This window comes from Nannocystis punicea (genome assembly GCF_026965555.1).
Lineage (GTDB): Bacteria > Myxococcota_A > Polyangia > Nannocystales > Nannocystaceae > Nannocystis > Nannocystis punicea.
In genome coordinates this window covers 10,264,114-10,282,352 of sequence record NZ_CP114040.1, presented here as the reverse complement: position 1 = coordinate 10,282,352, position 18,239 = coordinate 10,264,114, and the positions used below count along the sequence as shown (strand labels likewise).

Sequence of the window (18,239 nt, the reverse complement as noted above, 5' to 3'; positions counted from 1 at the left end):
AGGGGCATGTCCTTGCGGACATGCCCCTTCGAGCGTTCGGAGCCGGGCGACTAGCCGCGGGTCGCCTTGTCGCGGGTATCGTAGACCTGGACGTTGTTGGGCTTGATGCGGCCGGTGGCGTAGAGCAGGCGGGCGTTGGCGGTGCGGAGGTCGATGCGCGAGTTGACGATCCGGAGGATCGCGGTCAGCTGGTCGGCCTCGGCGTCGATGATGTCGTTGGTGGTGGCGGAGCCGACGGCGAACAGCTCGGTGGCGACGCGGTAGGCCTCGACCGCGGACTCGAGGGTGCGGGCGCTGAGCTCGATGTCGGCGATCGCCTTGTTGCGGGCGAGGTAGGCCTGCGTGACCTCCATGGCGATCCCGCGGCGCAGGACCTCGAGCTGGGCCATGAGCTCGCGCTTGTTGGCCTTGTACTCGCGGATCTCGGCGCGCGTGCGCAGGGCCGAGTTGAGCGAGTAGGTCAGCTGGGCGCCGACCGACCACGACCCGCGCCACACCGGCGCCAGCGGGAAGAACCGCTGGTTCGGGTTGGCGTAGGTGGCCTCGGCGAACGCGTCGAGGCGCGGGAAGTAGCCGGCGCGGGTCGCCTTGATGCCGTAGTCGACCGCGCCAATGCTCTTCTCCATCGACTTGAGCTCGAGCCGCTTGCCGTGGGCCTCGCGGATCAGGGCCTCGAGGCTGCCGAGGTCGGCCATGTCGGGCGGCAGGTCGATGACGTCCTCGCCCGGCGCGAAGTCGAGGTCCTGGTCGTTGAGCATGATCGCCAGGCCCTGTTCGGCGGTCGCGCGGAACACCCGGGCGTCGTTGATCGCTTGCTCGATCTGGGCGATCTGCGCGCTCAGGCGCATCACCTCGGCCTTGGTCGCGCTGCCGGCGTTGAACAGGTTCTCGACGTCGAGCGCGCGCGCCTTGACGCGGCGCAGCGAGTCCTCGACGGCGACCACCGAGGCGACCGTGCGCAGCCAGTTGTAGTAGGCGAGGCGGGCGTCGGTCTCGACTTTGATGCGCTCGGCGTCGCGGGCGAGGGCGACTGCGTCGCGGCGGGTCTCGGAGCCGCGCTTGGCCGGCACCAGCGAGAGGATGTAGTCGGAGATCGGGATCGAGAGCTGGGCCTGCAGCGAGTAGGAGTTGAGCGGGATCTGGATCTTGAACGGCGGCGCGACCACGAGGGTGAGCGGCTGGCCGGTGTTCGGATCGACCGTGCACATCTGCGGCGAGCCCATGGCGCACGGGCCGATGCCGATCGGGATCGGGTCGCCGCCCGCCTCGGGGCCGGAGGCGGCGCCGACGCTGTAGCCGCCGCCGAAGTTGATCGCGGCCTTGGACAGGCGGGTGTAGCCGGCCTTGCCCGAGATCTGCGGCAGGAAGGCGATCATCGTCTGATCGAGCTTGGCCGCGGCGGCCTGGATCTGGGCCTCCTTGGCGGCGACCGCGGGCGACTCGGCGATCGCCTGCACGGCGACCTTGTCGGCCGTGAGGCCGCCGGGTTTGGGCGAGAGCGCCTCGGCGAGCGGACCCTCGCGCAGGTAGGCGGTGGCGTCGAACACGGCCGCGTCGGCGGCGGCGCGCGGAGCTTCGCGGGTGGGCGGCGGCGGGGGGCCGGGCGGGGCCGGGGCCAGCAGCGCCAGGGCGACAGACCAAACAAGGGACATGGCGGGAGCGTCCTGTGCGAAAGAACCTGTTTAAAGGGAAGGCGAGCGACCGCTCACTCCGGCGGCTTGGTGCCGCGGTGGAGGCGGGGGAACACCACCTCGCGCTCGATCTCGAAGTCGTCGGAGCGCGGCGGCGAGGCCTCGGCCACGAGCACGGGCATGACCAGGTCCGGGGGCGGAGCGGCCATGGCCGGGGCGGCCGGGGCGACCGGGGTCGGGGCGGTCGGGAGCGGGTCGTCGAGGGTCTCGGCCGGCTTGTCGACGTCGACGCCGAAGAACTTGAAGCTGATCCAGCGCATCGACCGGCTGGTGACCATGCGGTCGAACAGCAGGTAGACGACGGGGACGACCACGAGGGTGAGGACCGTCGAGGTGATCATGCCGCCGATGACGATGACGGCCATCGGCGCGCGGGTCTCACCGCCCTCGCCGAGGGCCAGGGCGACGGGGATCATGCCGAAGATGGTGGCGGCGGCGGTCATGACGATCGGCCGCAGGCGGATGGTGCCGGCCTGGACCAGGGCCTCGGTGATGACGGCACCCTTCTCGCGCTCGCTGTTGGCGAAGTCGACCAGCAAGATGGCGGTCTTGGTGACGAGGCCCATCAGCATGATGAGGCCGATGAACGAGAAGATGTTGAGGGACATCCCCGCGAGGTAGATGCCGCCGAACGCGCCGACGACCGACAGCGGCAGCGAGACCATGATCGTGATCGGCTGGATCAGGCTGTCGAACTGGGCCGCGAGGATCATGTAGACGAGGATGATCGCCAGGGCGAGGGCGAAGATCATCGACTCGAACGACTCCTGCATGACCTCGGCGTCGCCCATGAAGCTGGTCTGCAGCTTCGCCGGCACGACCCGCTTGGCGGCGTCGGTGACGACCTGCTGGGCCTCGCCGAGGGTGACGTCGTTGAGCGCCGCCAGCACCAGCACCTGGCGCAGGCGGTTCTGCCGCTCGATCTCGCTGGGGCCCTCGCCGCGCTCGACGCGGACCACCGCCGACAGGTCGACCAGCCGGCCCGAGGCCGAGCGGACCTTGATGTTGCTCAGCGACTCGAAGCTCGAGCGCAGTGACTCGGGCATGTAGAGGATGACGTCGTAGATCTCCGAGCCCTCCTTGAGGTCGGAGATCGGGTCGCCGGCCATCAGCGAGCGCACGGTGCGGGCGATCGAGGCGATCGGGACGCTGAGGTCGGCCGCCTTGTTGCGGTCGACGGCGACGGCGACCTCGGGCTTGCCGCCGCGGTACGAGGTGTCGAGGTCGACGAACTTGCCGGTCTGGGCCAGCTCGCCCTTGAGCGCCTCGGCGGCGGCGACGACCTCGTTGAGATCGGTGCCGCGGATCGAGAACTGGATCGGCTGGCTGCGGAAGCCGCCGTCGTTGCCGAACGGGTCGAGCTGGTCGACGGTGAACATCGCGCCCTCGACGCCGGCGAGGCGCTCGCGGGTCCACTTCATCGCGTCCTGCTGCGAGAAGCCGCGCTGCTTGGGCCGCTCGAGGGTGACTGTGATGCGCGCGCGGTTGACCTGGCCGACGGCGCCGCCGCCGATGGTGGTGAAGGTGTCCTTGATCTGCGGGAGGTTGGCCCGCAGGTCGGCGGCCACGGCCTCGGCGGTCTCGACGGTCGCCTCGAGCGCGGTGCCGGTCGGCAGCTCGACGTTGACGGCGAACTGCGACTGGTCCTCGGGCGGGAGGAACTCGGCGGGCACGCGGGTGACGAGGGCGCACGAGCCGAACAGCGACAGCAGGGCGATGAGGACGGTGGTCCACGGCCAGCGCAGCGACCAGCGCAGGACGCCGGCGTAGCCGCGCTCGACGGCGCCGAACAGCTTGTTGAACAGGCGCGCGAACAGGCCGGGGGCGTGGCTGTGTTGCTGCCGCATGATGCGCGACGACAGCATCGGCGTCAGCGTGAACGAGACCAGCATCGACAGCAGCACCGCCGCGGAGACGGTGAGGCCGAACTGGAAGAAGAAGCGGCCGATGATGCCCTTCATGTAGGCGACCGGCACGAACACCGCGACGATCGACAGGGTGGTGGCGATGACCGCGAGGCCGATCTCGCTGGTCGCGTCGAGGGCGGCGCGCATGCGCGGCTTGCCCATCTCGAGGTGGCGGTAGATGTTCTCGATCACCACGATCGCGTCGTCGACGAGGATGCCGATCGACAGCGACAGCGCCAGCATGGAGATGTTGTTGAACGAGAACCCCATGTACTGCATGAACGCGAACGTCGCCACGATGCTGGTCGGGATCGCCAGCGCGGCGATGAAGGTCGCGCGGATGTCGTGCAGGAACACGAGGATGATGACGATGGTGAGGATCGCGCCGAGGATGAGGTCGAACTTGACGTCGCCGATGGCGTGCTCGACGAACACCGAGTTGTCGGTCGGCACGGCGGCGGTGATGCCCCGCCGCTCGAGGTCGGGGCGCATCTCGTCGAGCACCTCGCGGACCTGCTCGGCGAGGGCGACGACGTTGGCGCCCGACTGCTTCTTGACGACCAGCGCGAGCGCCGAGTTGCCGTTGAGGAACGAGGCCGAGCGGGCGTCCTCGACGTCGTCGAGGACCTCGGCGACGTCGCGGATCCGGACCACCGCGCCGGGCGGGCCGGGGATCAGGATGTCGGCGATCTCGGCGGCGCTCTTGACCTCGCCGCGGGTCTTCAGGGTCAGCTCGCTGGTGCCGGTCTTGATGAAGCCGGCCGGCAGCTCGAGGCTCTGCGCCCGCACTGCGTTGGCGACGTCGTCGGCGGTGAGGCCGAAGCCGGTCATGCGCGCGGGGTCGACGAGGACCTTGATCTCGCGCTCGCGGCCGCCGATGAGGTCGACGTTGCCGACGCCCGAGATCTGCTGCAGCCGCTGCTTGACCTCGTCCTTGGCGATCCGCGTCATCTCGGCCATCGGCACGTCGCCGGCCAGCGCGATCGAGAGGATCGGCGCGGCGCCGACGTCGAACTTCTGCACCACCGGCGGGTCGATGCCCTGCGGCAGGTCGCGCTCGATCGCCGAGATCTTGTCGCGCACGTCCTGCAGCGCCTGGTTGCCGTCGACCTCGAGCTCGAACTCCATCACCACCTGGGTGACGGCCTCGAGGTTGCGCGAGGTCATGCGCTTGACGCCGCTGATCGACTGCAGCGCCTCCTCGATCGGGTCGGCGACCTTGGTCTCCATCGTCTCCGGGTCGGCGCCCGGGTAGACGACGGTCGCGGTGACGACCGGGAACTCGACGTTCGGGAACAGCTCGACGCCGATGCGCGGCAAGCTGAAGAAGCCGAACACCATCAGCGCGGCGATCAGCATCGTCGCGAAGATGGACCGGCGGATCGAGACTTCGGCGAGCAGCATGGCGGGACCTCAGTGGGTGCCGGCAGACGGCGGCGGGGGGTCGCTCGGGGCTTTCTTGCTCGGGCTCGCCTTGGCCACCTCGGCCTTGGCGTCGGGCGCGGCCTCGGGCTTTTCACCCTCGGCGCCGGGCAGCACCGAGGCGAGCGGCGGGCGCAGCTCGATCTCGACGTACATGCCGGGGCGCAGCGCGCCGTCCTTGTTGTCGACGTCGGTGACGATCTCGATCGTGCGCGTGGCGGCGTCGACGGTCGGCTGGACGCGCACGACCTTGGCCTCGCGCGAGACGGCCAGCGCGGTGAAGTGAGCGGAGACCTGGTCGCCGACGTGGACGAGCCGCAGCGCGGCCTCGGGGATCCGCGCCCTGACCTCGAGGACAGATTGGTCCTGGATCACGACGACGATGGTCGGCGGCATCATCGTCACCGTCTCGCCGACGTCCTTGAACTTGTGGGCGACGAGGCCGTCGATCGGCGAGACGACGGCCGAGTCGGCGGTGCCGCGGCGGGCCATCGACAGCGCGACCCCGGCCTGGCTGACGTTGTTCTCGGCGCTGTTGAAGGCCGACTCGGCCCGCTCGAGCACGGCCGCGGCGACGGTGCCCTTGGCGGCCAGCTGCTGCTGCCGCTCGAGCTCGCGCTTGGCGTTGTCGCGGGCGATCTGCGCGCCCTGCAGGCCGGTCTCGGCCTGGCTGACGCCGAGCCGGGTCGAGCGCGCGTCGAGGCGGAACAGCACCTGGCCCTTCTTGACCATCTGCCCCTCCTCGACGTCGACGCTGGCGAGCGTGCCGCTCATGCGCGGGCCGAGCTCGGCCTCCTGCTTGGGCAGCGCGGTGCCGACGTAGCGCTCGATCGAGAGGTCGCGCGCGCCGACCTTGGCGCCGGGCTGCGGCCCGGGGCCCTTGTTGCTCGGGACCGGGATGGTCGGCGCGGCGGCCTGCGCCGGCAGCGAGGGCTTCTCGGCTTCCTTGCTGTCGCACGCGGCGACGAGGAGGCCGGCGAGGACGAGGGGGACGATTCGGGGGCGTGCGGTCATGGGGCTCTCGCGCCGTTGAGGAAGAAGTCGATCAGGGGGTCGGCTTGCGTGCGGAGGCCGGGGGGACAGCCGGCTCGCACCCAGGAGAAGATCGTCGCGTCGGTCAGGCCGCTGAGGAACACCGCCAGCTGCTCGACCGTGAGGTCGTTGCGGATCTGCCCGCGCGCGGCGGCGTCGCGCAGGGTGGCGTGGCTGAGCGCGAGGTAGCGGGCGTGGTTCTCGTTCATCAGCGCCTGCTCGATGCGCTTCTGGGCCCAGTCGAAGCCGCCGCCGATCGAGACGTAGAGCAGGAACAGGGCGCCGTGCTCCTCGAGGAAGTCGAACGCCTCGCGCGTCGAGGCCCGCATGCGCTCGAGCGGGTCCTCGAGCTGCTGGTGGACCAGGATCCGCTGGTACACCAGCTCGTGCGTCCGCTGCAGGATCGAGCGGAACACCTCTTCCTTGTTCTTGAAGTAGTTGTAGACGGTGCCCGCGGCCACGCCTGCTTCGGCGGCGATGTCGGCCATCTTCGCGTCCTGGAATCCGAGCCGCCCGAACACCCGCGTGGCCGCGTCGAGGATCGCCTCGCGGTACGCAGCGCGTGTCTCCGTCCGTACCACCTCGCGGACTCGCGCACCACGCGAATTGCGCGGCTCACCGTCTCGCCCATCGACCCTGCGCGACACCGGGGGTTCATTGGCGTGAACGAAGATTCATGTCAAGGTGAGATCAGTATCGCTCGCGAAACGGGCCGAGTTTCGCTGTCTTGTCGATTGGCACAAAAACTCAGCGCCAGGCCGCTGCATGAGCGAGCGCTGGCGCTGGTTCACGGACTTGAATCGAAATTCAGGTCGTGCGTGGGAGCGGCGGAGACTTCTGCGGCCGCAGATCTCCCAGGGCGTCCCGCAGGGACTTCGGCACGTCGATGCCGGTGGCGGCCTTGATCTGCTCCGAGGCGTCGACCAGGCGGGCGCCGAGGGGCTGTCCTTCGGTACCTGTCCCCTTGGGCAGGATCGTCAGGCGGTCGATCTTGAGCTCGCCGATCGTGCCGGCCAGGCTGTGGAACAGCGGGACCAGCTTCTGCATGAGCAGGACGTCGCGGGCCGCGGCGCCGCCCTTGTTGTAGGTGGCGGCGATCTGCGCCAGCACCTGGGCGGTGGCGCGGCCCTGCTCGATGATCCGCGCCGCGTGGCCCTTGGCGTCCTCCTCGGCCTTGCGGCGGGCGGCGTCGGCGGGCGCGAGGATGTCGGCCTGCAGCTGGCGGCGCACCTGCTCGATGCGGGCGTCCTGCATGCCGACCTCGGCGCGGGCCTGGGCGATGAGGGCCTCGACCTCGCCCTGCTGCTGGGCGATGAGGGCGGCGCGGCGGGTCTGGGCGTCGGCGATCCGGCGCTCGTTCTCCTTGAGGGCGATCTGGGTCTGCGCCTCGAGGGTGGTGAGCTCGGCGTTGCGGGTGTTGGTCCACCGCTGCTCGGTGGCCTGGGCCTGGCTGACGGCCTCGGCGATGAGCGCGTCGCGGCGGATCGCGGCGGCCCGCTGGCGGCCCATGGCGTCGAGGTAGCCGACCTCGTCGCTGACGTTCTGGATCTTCAAGGTGTCGAGCACGAGGCCGAGCTTGTTGAGGTCGTGCTCGGCCTCGGCGGCCAGGCGCTGGGCGAAGGTCTCCTTGTCGGTGTTGACCTGCTCCGGCGTCATGGTCGCCAGCACGCCGCGCAGGTTGCCCTCGAGGGTCTCGCGCGCGGTCTTCATGATCGAGTCGCGCGAGCGGCCGAGGAACCGCTCGACGGTGTTGTTGAGCAGCGGCTCCTCGCCCGGCACCTTGATGTTGGCGACGCCCTGGATGTTGAGCGGGATGCCGCCGCGCGAGTAGGCGTTCTTGACCTGGACCTCGATGATCATGTTCGTCAGGTCCATGCGGTCGACCGTCTCGAACAGCGGGATCCGGATGGCCCGGCCGCCGCGGATGATCTTGTACCCGAACAGCTTGCCGTCCTCGGTCTTGCGCTTGCGGCCGCTGAAGATCAGCACCTCGTTCGGCTGGCAGACGTAGAAGACGTTCTTGATGAGGAGGGTGAGCGCGACGACAAAGATGGCGACGATGCCGAGCAGGGCGAGCAGCAGTTCCATGGTCACTGGGCACCTGCCTTTCCGGACAGGATTGCGGGCACGTCGACGCCGGTGGTCTCGCGCAGGGCGCTGAGCACCGAGGCGACTGCGCGCGGGTAGGAGGCGGCGTAGCTGGAGATCGCGCTGCCGTCGCCCGGGTCGAGCGCGGCGACCTCACGGATCTTGAGCTTCTCGATCGGCTGGAGCACCGCCGACAGCAGCTCCTCGAGGTGCTGGATGACGTAGATCTCGCGGGCCTGCGGGCCCATGGTCTGCCACGCCTCGCTGGTCAGCCGCAGGACCTCGGCCACCGCGGCGCCGTTCTCGATCGTCGGCGCGGCGTCGCCCTTGGCCAGCAAGAGCCGCGCGGCCCGGTCGACCTCGGCGGGGATGATGACCTCGGCCATGAGGCGCTTCTGTTCGAGGTCGCTGCGCACGCTCTGCAGCTCCTGCTCGGCGGCGGCGCGCGCGGTCTTGGCGGCGGCCTCGGCCTCGCGCTCGACCGCAGAGGCGCGGCCCTCGAGCTCGGCGCGGATCTTGGACAGCTCGTTGCGCTTGACCAGGATCGCGGTCTCGGCGGCGGCCTTGGCCACCTCGGCGCGCTGGTTGGCCTGCGCCTGGGCCTCGGAGATCTCCTGCTGGGCCTGGCTCTCGGCCTTCTCGGCGTCGCGCAGGACCGCGGCGATCTGCGGCCGGCCCAGCGAGTCGAGGTAACCTGTCTCGTCGGCCACGTGCTGGATCTTGAGGGTGTCGAGCTGCAGGCCGAGCTTGTCGAGGTCGTCCTGGGCGCTCTTGGCCAGGTTGTTGGCGAACTCGAGCCGGTCGTGGTTGACCGCCTCGGGGGTCATCTGCGCCAGCACCTCGCGCAGCGCGCCCTCGAGGGTCTGGCGGGCGACCTGCTGGATCTCGTTGGGGGAGCGGCCGAGGAACCGCTCGATCGCGTTGCGGATCAGCCGCGGGTCGGGGCTGATCTTGACGTTGGCGATCGCGTGGATCTTGAGCGGGATGTTGCCGGCGGAGTAGGCGTTCTGCACGTAGACGTCGATCGACATCGCCGACATGTCGAGGCGGTCGACGACCTCGAGCACGGGGAGCCGCCAGCCTCTGCCCTTGCCGCAGCCGTGGTACTCGGGCGCCTGACCGACGACGCCGCGGCCGAGGACCACCAGCGGGCCGAGGTCGACGCCGTCCTTCATCCGCTTGCGGCCGGTGAAGATCAGCGCCTCGTTGGGGTGACAGATGTGGAGGAAGTTCTTGACCAGCAGCAGTAACAGCAGCACGCCGAGGCCGATGCCGAGCCCGCCGACGAGCACCAGCCCGGCGCGGTTATTGGTCAGCGCTTCGAAGGTGGATTCCAGAGCTGGCGCGAAGGCCAGGTACGTGAGAGACGGATTCACTCGATCCTCCGGTGGCAGGTTGGCCGCGGTCAGACGCCCGGGGCGCGGGCGACGACGGCGGTGGTGTCGTTCATGGCGATGACGAGGGCCTCCTCGCCGGAGGCGAAGCCGCGCTCCTCCTCCGTGGTGGCCAGGACGTCGACGGTGGTGCCCTTGAGCGTGAGCCGCACCTTGCCGAGGTCGCCGGCGGCGAAGCCGACCATCACGCGGCCGCTGCGGCCGATGTAGTCGGCGGCGCTGGCGGCCGTGCTGGTCTCGCTGTGCGAGAGGCTGCGGAACACGGCCACGGTGCCCTGGCCGGTGAAGAGGCCCATGCCGAGCGCGGCGACGAGGGCGACGCTCGGGCTGTCGACGAGGTCGAGGCCGTCGAGCACGAGGCCGGTGAGGCCGAAGAAGGCGAGGAAGAACATCCAGAAGCGCAGCGAGAGGAAGGCGGTGAACAGACCCGGGAGCGCGCCGTGGGCCTCGACGACGCCGTGGTCGAAGTGTTGCGCCGAGGTGCTCGCGTCGCCGTCGCCGCCGTCGCCCCCGGTGTCCTTGCCGCCGATGAAGATCGAGCCGAGAAGGAGGACGCCGCCGAGCCCGAACGCGAACAGGTAGAGGTAGATCAGCATCGCCGAGAGGGCGAATATTATGCCACGCCGACCGGGCCGATGCGCGCCGTAGCCGCCCGTTCGGCCCCAGGAGCGTGAATGTTCGCGAATAACGGCGTACGCCCGCGGCAGGATCGACGCTAGGCTGTTTGTGAGCCAGCCACTGGCGCTGGAGCCACATGGCCGCCGACGAATACCGGATTTTGCCGCGTTCTTTTTTCGCCCGCGACGCGCTCGCGGTGGCGCGCGACCTGCTCGGCAAGCTGCTGCGGCGCGACGGCGTGATCGTGCGGATCACCGAGGTCGAGGCCTACCGCCACCCGAACGACAGCGCGAACCACTGCCGCTTCGGCCTGACCGAGCGCAACGCGGCGATGTGGGGCCCGCCGGGGCGCGCGTACGTGTACCTCTGCTACGGCATCCACAACATGCTCAACCTCTCGACCAACAAAGAGGGCGAGGGGGCGGCGGTGCTGATCCGCTCGGCCGAGCCGGTGCTGGGCCTGACGGAGATCCAGCGCCGCCGGGGCGGGGCGTCGGGGCCGACGCTGCTCACCGGGCCGGGCAAGATCGGCCAGGCGCTGCAGCTCGACACGTCGTGGTCGCACCACCCGGTCACCGAGCCCGGCGGGCTCGAGGCGCTCGACGCCCCGCCGGTCGGCGAGATCCTCGCCGGGCCGCGCGTCGGCATCGACTTCGCCGCGCCGGACGACCGTGACGCGCCGTGGCGCCTGGCCGTGGCCGGGACGAAGTGGGTCAGCGCGCCGAAGGGCCTCCGACCGGTGTAGCATCCCCGCAATGCCGTCCGTGTTCACCCGGATCATCAACGGCGAGCTGCCCGGTCGCTTCGTGTACCAGGACGACCGCTGCGCCGCATTCCTGTCGATCGCGCCGCTGCGCCCCGGCCACACTCTGGTGGTGCCCAAGCAGGAGGTCGACCACTGGCTCGACCTCGACGCCGACCTCGCGGCCCACCTGACGACGGTCGCGCAGGCGATCGGCCGCGGGCAGATGCTGGCGTTCGCGCCGACCCGCGTCGGCCTGATGATCGCCGGCCTCGAGGTGCCCCACGTGCACCTCCACGTGGTCCCGATCGACGGGCCGCACGACCTCGACTTCGCCAACGCCGACCACCGCGCCAGCGCGGCCGCGCTCGACGAGGCGGCCGACAAGCTGCGCCAGGCGCTCGCCAAGCTGGCGCCCGAGGGCGCTGGCGACTGGTGTATCTGAGGACATGTCACGGAGGACAGATACGATGACGCTCGACCCGCTCAACCTGCTGCAACGACCGCGGCGCAACCGCAAGCACCCGGCCATCCGCGCGTTCGTGCGCGAGACCACGCTGGCGCCGGAGCACTTCATCTACCCGCTGTTCATCCACGCCGGCGACGACGACGTGCCGATCGCGTCGATGCCCGGCTGCGCCCGGCTGTCGCGCCGCGGTCTGCTGGCCGAGGTCGAGGCCGCGCGCGCGGTCGGGGTGAACCTCGTCGCCCTGTTCCCGGCGGTGGCCGAGTCGCTCAAGACGTCCGACGGCCGCGAGGCGTGGAACCCGAATGGATTGATCCCCGAGACGATCAAGGCGCTGAAGGACCGCTGGCCCGACCTGGTGATCGTCACCGACGTCGCGCTCGATCCGTACAACAGCGACGGCCACGACGGGATCGTCGCGCCGGACGGGCGGATCTTGAACGACGAGACGGTGGCGGCGCTGTGCAACCAGGCGCTGTGCCAGGCCCGCGCGGGGGCCGACATCGTCGCGCCGTCGGACATGATGGACGGCCGCGTGCAGGCGCTGCGCGAGGCGCTCGACGGCGAGGACTTCATCGACGTGTCGATCCTCGCCTACACTGCCAAGTACGCCTCGGCGTTCTACGGGCCGTTCCGCGACGCGCTCGACTCGGCCCCCAAGAGCGGCGACAAGAAGACCTACCAGATGGACCCGGCCAACGCCCGCGAGGCGCTGCGCGAGGCCGAGCTCGACGAGGTCGAGGGCGCCGACATCCTGATGGTCAAGCCGGCCGGGCCCTACCTCGACATCCTCGCGGCGCTGCGCCGCGCCACCAACCTGCCGCTCGCGGCCTACCAGGTCAGCGGCGAGTACGCGATGCTCAAGGCGGCCAGCGAGCGCGGCTGGCTCGACGAGAAGCGGGTGGTGCTCGAGAGCCTGCTCGGCATCCGCCGCGCCGGCGCCGACGTGATCTTCACCTACTTCGCGCGCCAGGCGGCGGAGTGGCTGACGGGCGCGAGGAAGTAAGATGGCGGCGCGGCTCGAGTTCTGGTTCGACTTTTCGTGCCCGTTCGCCTACGTGGCGTCGACCCAGGTCGAGCAGCTGGCCCAAAGGACAGGCGCCGAGCTCGACCTGCGGCCGATGCTGCTCGGCGGGGTGTTCAAGGCCCGCGGGACGCCGCAGAACCTGGCGGCGACGCTCAACCCGGCCAGGGCCCGCCACAACCTCGACGACATGCGGCGCCAGGCCCAGCGCGTGGGCGTGCCGCTGCGCATGCCGCCGAACCACCCGATGCGCACGGTCGAGGCGCTGCGCTGCGTGCTGGCGGCCGGGCTGTCGCTGCCGCTGGCCCACCACACGCTGCCGCTGATTCATCGCATCTACCGCGCCTACTGGGACGAGAACGCCGACATCGCCGATCGTGCGGTGCTGACGCGGGCGCTCACGGAGGTCGAGCTCGACGCGGCGGAGATCCTCGCCCGCGCCGAGTCGCAGGCGATCAAGGACGAGCTGCGCCGCCGCACCGACGAGGCGGTGGCGCGCGGGGTCTTCGGCGTGCCGACCTACTTCGTCGGCGATCAGCTGTTCTGGGGTCAGGACCGCGCGGACATGGTCGAGGCGGCGCTCGGCGGCGCTCCACCGACGACCGTGCCGTCGCCGACTGCGCCGGTCGATTTCTACTTCGACTACTCGAGCCCGTTCGCCTACCTGGCGATCCTGCGCGCGGCGGAGCTGGGCCCGCAGGTGCGCTGGCGGCCGATCCTGCTCGGCGGCCTGTTCCGCAACATCGGCACGCCGGACGTGCCGCTGTTCGTGCAGAGCCCGGAGAAGCGGCGCCACACGATGCAGGACCTCGACCGTCAGGCGGAGCGCGCAGGGCTGCCGTTCAAGTTCCCGGCGCGCTTCCCGATCCGCACTGTCCTGCCGCTGCGGGTCACTCTGGCCGCCGGTTCGCCGCCGGCGCTGGCGCGCGCGCTGGCGACGGCGCTGTGGGCCGAGGACCGCGACATCAGCGACCCCGCGGTGGTGGCGGCGATCGCCGACTCGGTCGGGCTCGACGGGGCGGCGCTGGTGGCCAGAGCGGAGACGCCGGAGATCAAGCAAGCGCTGGTGACGAGTACCGCGGAGGCCGAGGCGGCCGGGGTGTTCGGGGTGCCGACCTTCGTGGTCCAGACGGCCGAGCGCGGGCCCCAGCTGTACTGGGGCGCCGACCGCCTGACTCTGGCGGCCGCGGCGGCCGGCGGCGACGTCTCGGCGATGTGATTTTCAGACATGTTCGAAGGGGCATGTCCGTGAGGACATGCCCCTGCAAACATGCCCCGAGAGGCTACGACCTCACAGGTGGGCGTAGCGGTCGGTGGCGCGGCGGAGGCTGAGGGCGATGCCGGCCTCGAAGGCGGAGTGGCCGGCGTCGGGGACGATCACCAGCTCCGAGCGGGGCAGCCGCTTGTGCAGGGCCCAGGCGTTCTCGAGCGGGCAGATCACGTCGTAGCGGCCGTGAACGATCGTCGTCGGGATGTGCTGGATCTTCGGCGCGTCGTCGAGCAGCTGGGTCTCGCTGCTCAAGAAACCCTTGTGGACGAAGTAGTGGCACTCGATGCGCGAGAAGGCGAGGGTGAAGTCGGTGTTGTCGCAGTGCATCTCGACGTCGGGGTCGGGGTGCAGGGTGGCGACGCGGCTCTCCCACAGGCTCCACGCGCGCGCGGCCTCGACGCGGGCGCGCGGGTCGGTCGAGGTGAGGCGGCGGTAGTAGGCGCCGATCAGGTCGCCGCGCTCGGCCTCGGGGATCGGGGCGACGAAGGCCTCCCAGGCGTCGGGGAACAGGGTGCGGGTGCCGCGGCCGTAGAACCACTCGGACTCGCGGCGGGTGAACATGAAGATCCCACGCAGCACCAGCTCGGTGACCCGGTGCGGGTGGGCCTCGGCGTAGGCGACCCCGAGGGTGCTGCCCCACGAGCCGCCGAACACCTGCCAGCGGTCGACGCCGAGGTGCTCGCGCAGGCGCTCGATGTCGTCGACCAGGTCCCAGGTGGTGTTGTCGTCCAGCGAGGCGAACGGCTCGCTCTGGCCGCAGCCGCGCTGGTCGAACAGGATGATGCGGTAGCGCGCCGGGTCGAAGAAGCGCCGGTGCTTGGGGTCGGTGCCGCCGCCCGGCCCGCCGTGCAGGAACACCACCGGCTTGCCGGCCCGGTTGCCCGACTGCTCGAAGTAGAGGTCGTGCCCGCCCGGCACCTGCAGCCGGCCGAAGTGGAACGGGTCGATCGGCGGATACAGGCCCGACAGCGGGTCCTGACGGTGCGGGGCGGAGTGAGCTGGTCGAACGGTCATGACGAAAAGCCCAGGTTCTTATGGACAGGTCGGAACGGTCAGGTGTGCTCGGCGAAGCGGTCGGTGGCGGACACGAGCTCGTGGAGGATGCCGGGCTCGAAGGCGGAGTGGCCGGCGTCGTCGACGATCCGCAGCTCGGCCTCGGGCCAGGCGCGGTGGAGGTCCCAGGCGCTCTGGGGCGGGCAGACGACGTCGTAGCGGCCCTGGACGATGACGGCCGGGATGTTGCGGATCCGCGGGACGTTCTCGATCAGCTGGTTGTCGCGCTCGAGGAAGCCGCGGTGGACGAAGTAGTGGGCCTCGATGCGGGCGAACGCGAGGCTGAACTCGTCCTCGCCGGCGCGCTCGATCTGCTCCGAGTTGACGTGCAGGTAGCTGGTGCTGGCCTCCCACACGCTCCACGCGCGGGCGGCCTCGAGGCGGACGGCGGCGTCCTCGCTGGTGAGCCGGCGGTGGTAGGCCTTCATCAGGTCGCCGCGCTCGGCCGCGGGGATCGGGGCGAGGAACCGCTCCCACGCGTCGGGGAACAGGGCGCTGGCGCCGTCCTGGTAGAACCACCGCAGCTCGCTGCGGCGGAGGAGGAAGATCCCCCGCAGCACCAGCTCGGTGACCCGTCGCGGGTGCTTCTGCGCGTAGGCGAGGGCGAGGGTGCTGCCCCACGAGCCGCCGAACACCAACCAGCGCTGGACGTTGAGGTGCTCGCGCACGCGCTCGATGTCGGCGACGAGGTCCCAGGTGGTGTTGTCCTGCAGCTCGGCGTGCGGGGTGCTCTTGCCGCAGCCGCGCTGGTCGAACAGGACGATCCGGTAGCGCTCGGGGTCGAAGAACCGCCGCTGATCGGGGACGGTGCCGCCGCCTGGTCCGCCGTGGAGGAACACCGCCGGCTTGCCGTCGGGGTTGCCCGACTCCTCGAAGTACACGCGGTGCAGCCCGCTGACCTGCAAGAAGCCGGCGTTGTAGGGCTCGATCTCCGGGTAGAGCGTGCGCCTTCGTGGGGGGGCCATCGGCGCGAGCTTGGCAAAGCGCGATCAAGGCGTCCATAGGCGCCGCGTGCGACCGACTCGCGGCATTTGCTGCGGCATCCGCGGGCAAAACCGCGCAGCGGCCGAACGCGCGCCTCCGGCGGGGTTCGGCGGGCGCCCGGGCAAGTAAGAGGGAGATGACTCGCGGCGTTAGCATCGACCTCGCAGGAGATCCCTCGCACGTGTCCAGGCTCGCCTCGTCCGCCCTCGTCGCCCTCCTTCTCATCGGCTGCGCCCACGGCCGCAACCCTTACGCCGCCACCGAGAGCTCGCTCGGGCTCGACCGCGTGGTCCTCTACCGCAACGGGATCGGCTACTTCGAGCGCCGCGGCGAGGTCAAGGGCGACGCGCTGGTGATCAAGGTCCGCAAGGACCAGGTCAACGACCTGCTGAAGAGCCTGACGGTGATCGACCGCAAGAGCGGGCAGGCGGTCAGCGTGTCGATGCCGCTCGACCCCGAGTCGTGGGCCAATGCTGCCCTTTCGACCCTGGCCCCGGGGCAAGGTAGTTTGGCGCAGGTGCTCGACGCGCTGCGCGGCACCTACGTGACGTTGAAGACGACGCAGGGCAAGCTGCGCGGGCGCATCGTGATGGTCGAGGCGATCGTCGACGAGCCGGACCCGACGCCGCCGCCGTCGTCGGAGCGGGTGCCGCCGCCGCAGGGCGGGGCGCGCGACTACAAGGTCTCGCTGATGGACGGCAAGCAGCTCGAGGTGGTGCGGCTGTCGAAGGTGCGCGGGGTGACGCTGCAGGACGGCGACCTGGCGCTGCAGTTCCACCGCACGCTCGACGCGACCGCGGGCGAGGGGATGTTCCAGCAGGTGGCGGTGGAGATCCGCCTGGCCGGCGCGAGCAGCCACGACCTGGTGGTCAGCTACGTGGCGGCGGCGCCGATGTGGAAGCCGACCTATCGGGTGGTCCTGCCCGAGCCCGGCGAGAAAGGGCCGGCGCTGCTGCAGGCGTGGGCGGTGGTCGACAACACCAGCGGCGAGGATTGGGGCAAGGTGTCGATGAGCTTGACGTCGGGCGCGCCGATCGCGTTCCGCTACGACCTGCACACGCCGCGCACTGTCGGCCGCACCGACCTCACCGAGGCCGGGGTGCAGAAGCGGGCCGCGGTGGCGATGGGCGAGACGTCGTACCAGTCGGGCGGCGACCGCGACGGCGACTCGATCCCCGACTCGCTCGACCAGTGCCCCGACAACGCGGAGACGTTCAACGGCTACACCGACGAGGACGGCTGCCCCGACGCGGCAGGGGCCGTGGTGGGCCAGGCGGCGCCGGCGCCTCCGCCTCCCCCGGCGCCCGACAGGTGGATGACCGAGTCCGAGAAGAAGGACGCCAAGCGGCCGATGCAGAAGCCGAAGGCGACGACGAAGACCGCCGGGGCCGTCAGCGCGAACCGCAGCTACGACCTCGAGGACGAGCGCTACGGCGGCGGCGAGATGGCCAAGGCCGAGGAGACGGCCGCGGCGCCGCCGGCGATGGACCAGGAGTCGCTGCGCCGCAGCACGCAGGCGAGCGCGCGGGCCAAGAGCGTCAGCGGCCTGACCCGCTTCGACCTCAACGACCGCGTGACGGTGCCCGACGGCAGCTCGACGATGGTGGCGATCGTCAACCAGGACGTGGCGGCCGAGCAGACGTTCCTGTTCCGCCCGGGCGGCGCCGGCACCGGCTACGAGCAGAACCCGTACCGCGTGGTCCGCTTCAAGAACACCACGCCGTTCGTGCTCGAGCCCGGGCCGATCGCGATCTACGCCGGCGGCAGCTTCGTCGGCGAGGGCCTGTCGGAGGCGGTCGGGACGCAGACGAGCACGACGATCCCGTTCGCGGTCGAGCCGTCGCTGCTGGTGTCGTCGCAGGCGCAGTACACCGGCGACGACATGCGCATCGTCAAGATCGTGCGCGGGGTGATCGAGGTCGAGAACTTCCAGCGCGTGGCGACGACGTGGACGGTGAAGGGCCAACCGGACCCGAAGGGCTACTCGGTGCTGATCCGCCACCCGAAGCAGGGCGGGCCCTACGCGCTCAAGTCGAAGATCGACGGCCTCGAGGAGCTGCCCGACGCCTACCTCGTGCCGATCAAGGTCACCGGCAACGCGACCGAGGGCAAGGTCGAGGTGGTCGAGCAGACGCCGTCGCGCAACACGATCACGATCTGGGACGGCCGCGTGCCGCAGCTGCTCGACGCGCTGCTGCGCGTGCCGAACCTCGACGCGGCGACCCGCAAGAAGATCGAGCCGCTCGTGCGTCTGCGCCAGGAGATCGCCCGCATCGACACCGAGATCGAGGGGTTCGCGCGCCAGCAGGCGGAGCTCGACCAGCGCGCCAGCGAGACGCGGCAGAACCTCGAGGCGATCAAGAAAGACGGGGCCGCGGGCGATCTGCGCGGCAAGCTGAACAAGCGCCTCGACGAGTTCACGCGCGATGCCGACAAGCTCGGGCGCTCGATCGTCGAGCTGCAGTCGAAGCGACTCGAGAAGAAGATCGAGCTCGAGGACTCGCTGCAGAGCATCGACCTCTCGGCTCCGACGCCGTGACGATCGATC

Annotated in this window: 14 protein-coding genes; 5 read left to right on the top strand and 9 right to left on the bottom strand. The window is 70.5% G+C overall.

Annotated features, from left to right (window positions below):
- Positions 1-50: 50 nt before the first annotated feature.
- From O0S08_RS39400 to O0S08_RS39370, 7 genes are all read right to left on the bottom strand, one after another.
- The gene (locus O0S08_RS39400) at positions 51-1,652 is read right to left on the bottom strand and encodes a TolC family protein (protein ID WP_269034633.1); all 1,602 of its coding nucleotides are present in this window, start codon (positions 1,650-1,652) and stop codon (positions 51-53) included.
- Between the two features lie 53 nt (positions 1,653-1,705).
- Positions 1,706-5,002 carry an efflux RND transporter permease subunit gene (locus O0S08_RS39395; protein ID WP_269034632.1) on the bottom strand — a complete coding sequence of 1,099 codons (3,297 nt, stop codon included), beginning with the start codon at positions 5,000-5,002 and terminating at the stop codon, positions 1,706-1,708.
- A gap of 9 nt (positions 5,003-5,011) precedes the next feature.
- On the bottom strand, positions 5,012-6,034 hold the full coding sequence (locus O0S08_RS39390) for an efflux RND transporter periplasmic adaptor subunit (RefSeq protein WP_269034631.1): 1,023 nt from the start codon (positions 6,032-6,034) through the stop codon (positions 5,012-5,014).
- Complete coding sequence (locus tag O0S08_RS39385) at positions 6,031-6,633, bottom strand: TetR/AcrR family transcriptional regulator (RefSeq protein WP_269034630.1); 603 nt, start codon at positions 6,631-6,633, stop codon at positions 6,031-6,033. Before O0S08_RS39385 ends, O0S08_RS39390 begins: the two co-directional genes overlap by 4 nt.
- A 226-nt stretch (positions 6,634-6,859) precedes the next feature.
- A complete protein-coding gene (locus O0S08_RS39380; protein WP_269034629.1) occupies positions 6,860-8,140 on the bottom strand; it encodes a flotillin family protein in 1,281 nt (426 codons plus the stop codon).
- Between the two features lie 2 nt (positions 8,141-8,142).
- Positions 8,143-9,516: a flotillin family protein gene (locus O0S08_RS39375; RefSeq protein ID WP_269034628.1), complete on the bottom strand. Its 1,374-nt coding sequence runs from the start codon at positions 9,514-9,516 to the stop codon at positions 8,143-8,145.
- Between the two features lie 29 nt (positions 9,517-9,545).
- Positions 9,546-10,130: a hypothetical protein gene (locus tag O0S08_RS39370; RefSeq protein WP_269034627.1), complete on the bottom strand. Its 585-nt coding sequence runs from the start codon at positions 10,128-10,130 to the stop codon at positions 9,546-9,548.
- Positions 10,131-10,288: 158 nt separating this feature from the next.
- On the opposite strand from O0S08_RS39370, the gene O0S08_RS39365 reads away from it, so the two are divergent.
- From O0S08_RS39365 to O0S08_RS39350, 4 genes are read left to right on the top strand one after another with little or no spacing between them, the layout of a single operon-like run.
- Positions 10,289-10,897, top strand: coding sequence for a DNA-3-methyladenine glycosylase (locus O0S08_RS39365; protein ID WP_269034626.1), 609 nt, complete (start codon positions 10,289-10,291; stop codon positions 10,895-10,897).
- Between the two features lie 10 nt (positions 10,898-10,907).
- Positions 10,908-11,339, top strand: a complete 432-nt coding sequence (locus tag O0S08_RS39360; protein ID WP_269034625.1) for an HIT family protein — start codon at positions 10,908-10,910, stop codon at positions 11,337-11,339.
- 4 nt (positions 11,340-11,343) lie between these two features.
- Complete coding sequence (gene hemB, locus O0S08_RS39355; protein ID WP_269034624.1) at positions 11,344-12,366, top strand: porphobilinogen synthase; 1,023 nt, start codon at positions 11,344-11,346, stop codon at positions 12,364-12,366.
- 1 nt (position 12,367) lies between these two features.
- Complete coding sequence (locus O0S08_RS39350; RefSeq protein ID WP_269034623.1) at positions 12,368-13,603, top strand: 2-hydroxychromene-2-carboxylate isomerase; 1,236 nt, start codon at positions 12,368-12,370, stop codon at positions 13,601-13,603.
- Between the two features lie 72 nt (positions 13,604-13,675).
- Here the strand turns inward: O0S08_RS39350 and pip (O0S08_RS39345) are convergent, their stop codons facing one another.
- Complete coding sequence (pip, locus tag O0S08_RS39345; RefSeq protein ID WP_269034622.1) at positions 13,676-14,668, bottom strand: prolyl aminopeptidase; 993 nt, start codon at positions 14,666-14,668, stop codon at positions 13,676-13,678.
- A 38-nt stretch (positions 14,669-14,706) separates the two neighbouring features.
- The gene (gene pip / locus O0S08_RS39340) at positions 14,707-15,672 is read right to left on the bottom strand and encodes a prolyl aminopeptidase (protein ID WP_269034621.1); all 966 of its coding nucleotides are present in this window, start codon (positions 15,670-15,672) and stop codon (positions 14,707-14,709) included.
- Between the two features lie 155 nt (positions 15,673-15,827).
- On the opposite strand from pip (O0S08_RS39340), the gene O0S08_RS39335 reads away from it, so the two are divergent.
- Positions 15,828-18,230 (top strand): hypothetical protein, encoded by a 2,403-nt coding sequence (locus O0S08_RS39335; protein WP_269034620.1) that lies wholly within the window; start codon positions 15,828-15,830, stop codon positions 18,228-18,230.
- Positions 18,231-18,239 lie beyond the last annotated feature (9 nt).

Excerpts from the sequence above, each read along its gene's own strand:
- O0S08_RS39400 (WP_269034633.1), bottom strand. The coding sequence starts at position 1,652 with ATGTCCCTTGTTTGGTCTGTCGCCCTGGCGCTGCTGGCCCCGGCCCCG.
- O0S08_RS39395 (WP_269034632.1), bottom strand. The coding sequence starts at position 5,002 with ATGCTGCTCGCCGAAGTCTCGATCCGCCGGTCCATCTTCGCGACGATG.
- O0S08_RS39390 (WP_269034631.1), bottom strand. The coding sequence starts at position 6,034 with ATGACCGCACGCCCCCGAATCGTCCCCCTCGTCCTCGCCGGCCTCCTC.
- O0S08_RS39380 (WP_269034629.1), bottom strand. The coding sequence starts at position 8,140 with ATGGAACTGCTGCTCGCCCTGCTCGGCATCGTCGCCATCTTTGTCGTC.
- O0S08_RS39370 (WP_269034627.1), bottom strand. The coding sequence starts at position 10,130 with ATGCTGATCTACCTCTACCTGTTCGCGTTCGGGCTCGGCGGCGTCCTC.
- O0S08_RS39365 (WP_269034626.1), top strand. The coding sequence starts at position 10,289 with ATGGCCGCCGACGAATACCGGATTTTGCCGCGTTCTTTTTTCGCCCGC.
- O0S08_RS39360 (WP_269034625.1), top strand. The coding sequence starts at position 10,908 with ATGCCGTCCGTGTTCACCCGGATCATCAACGGCGAGCTGCCCGGTCGC.
- hemB (WP_269034624.1), top strand. The coding sequence starts at position 11,344 with ATGTCACGGAGGACAGATACGATGACGCTCGACCCGCTCAACCTGCTG.
- O0S08_RS39350 (WP_269034623.1), top strand. The coding sequence starts at position 12,368 with ATGGCGGCGCGGCTCGAGTTCTGGTTCGACTTTTCGTGCCCGTTCGCC.
- pip (WP_269034622.1), bottom strand. The coding sequence starts at position 14,668 with ATGACCGTTCGACCAGCTCACTCCGCCCCGCACCGTCAGGACCCGCTG.
- pip (WP_269034621.1), bottom strand. The coding sequence starts at position 15,672 with ATGGCCCCCCCACGAAGGCGCACGCTCTACCCGGAGATCGAGCCCTAC.
- O0S08_RS39335 (WP_269034620.1), top strand. The coding sequence starts at position 15,828 with ATGACTCGCGGCGTTAGCATCGACCTCGCAGGAGATCCCTCGCACGTG.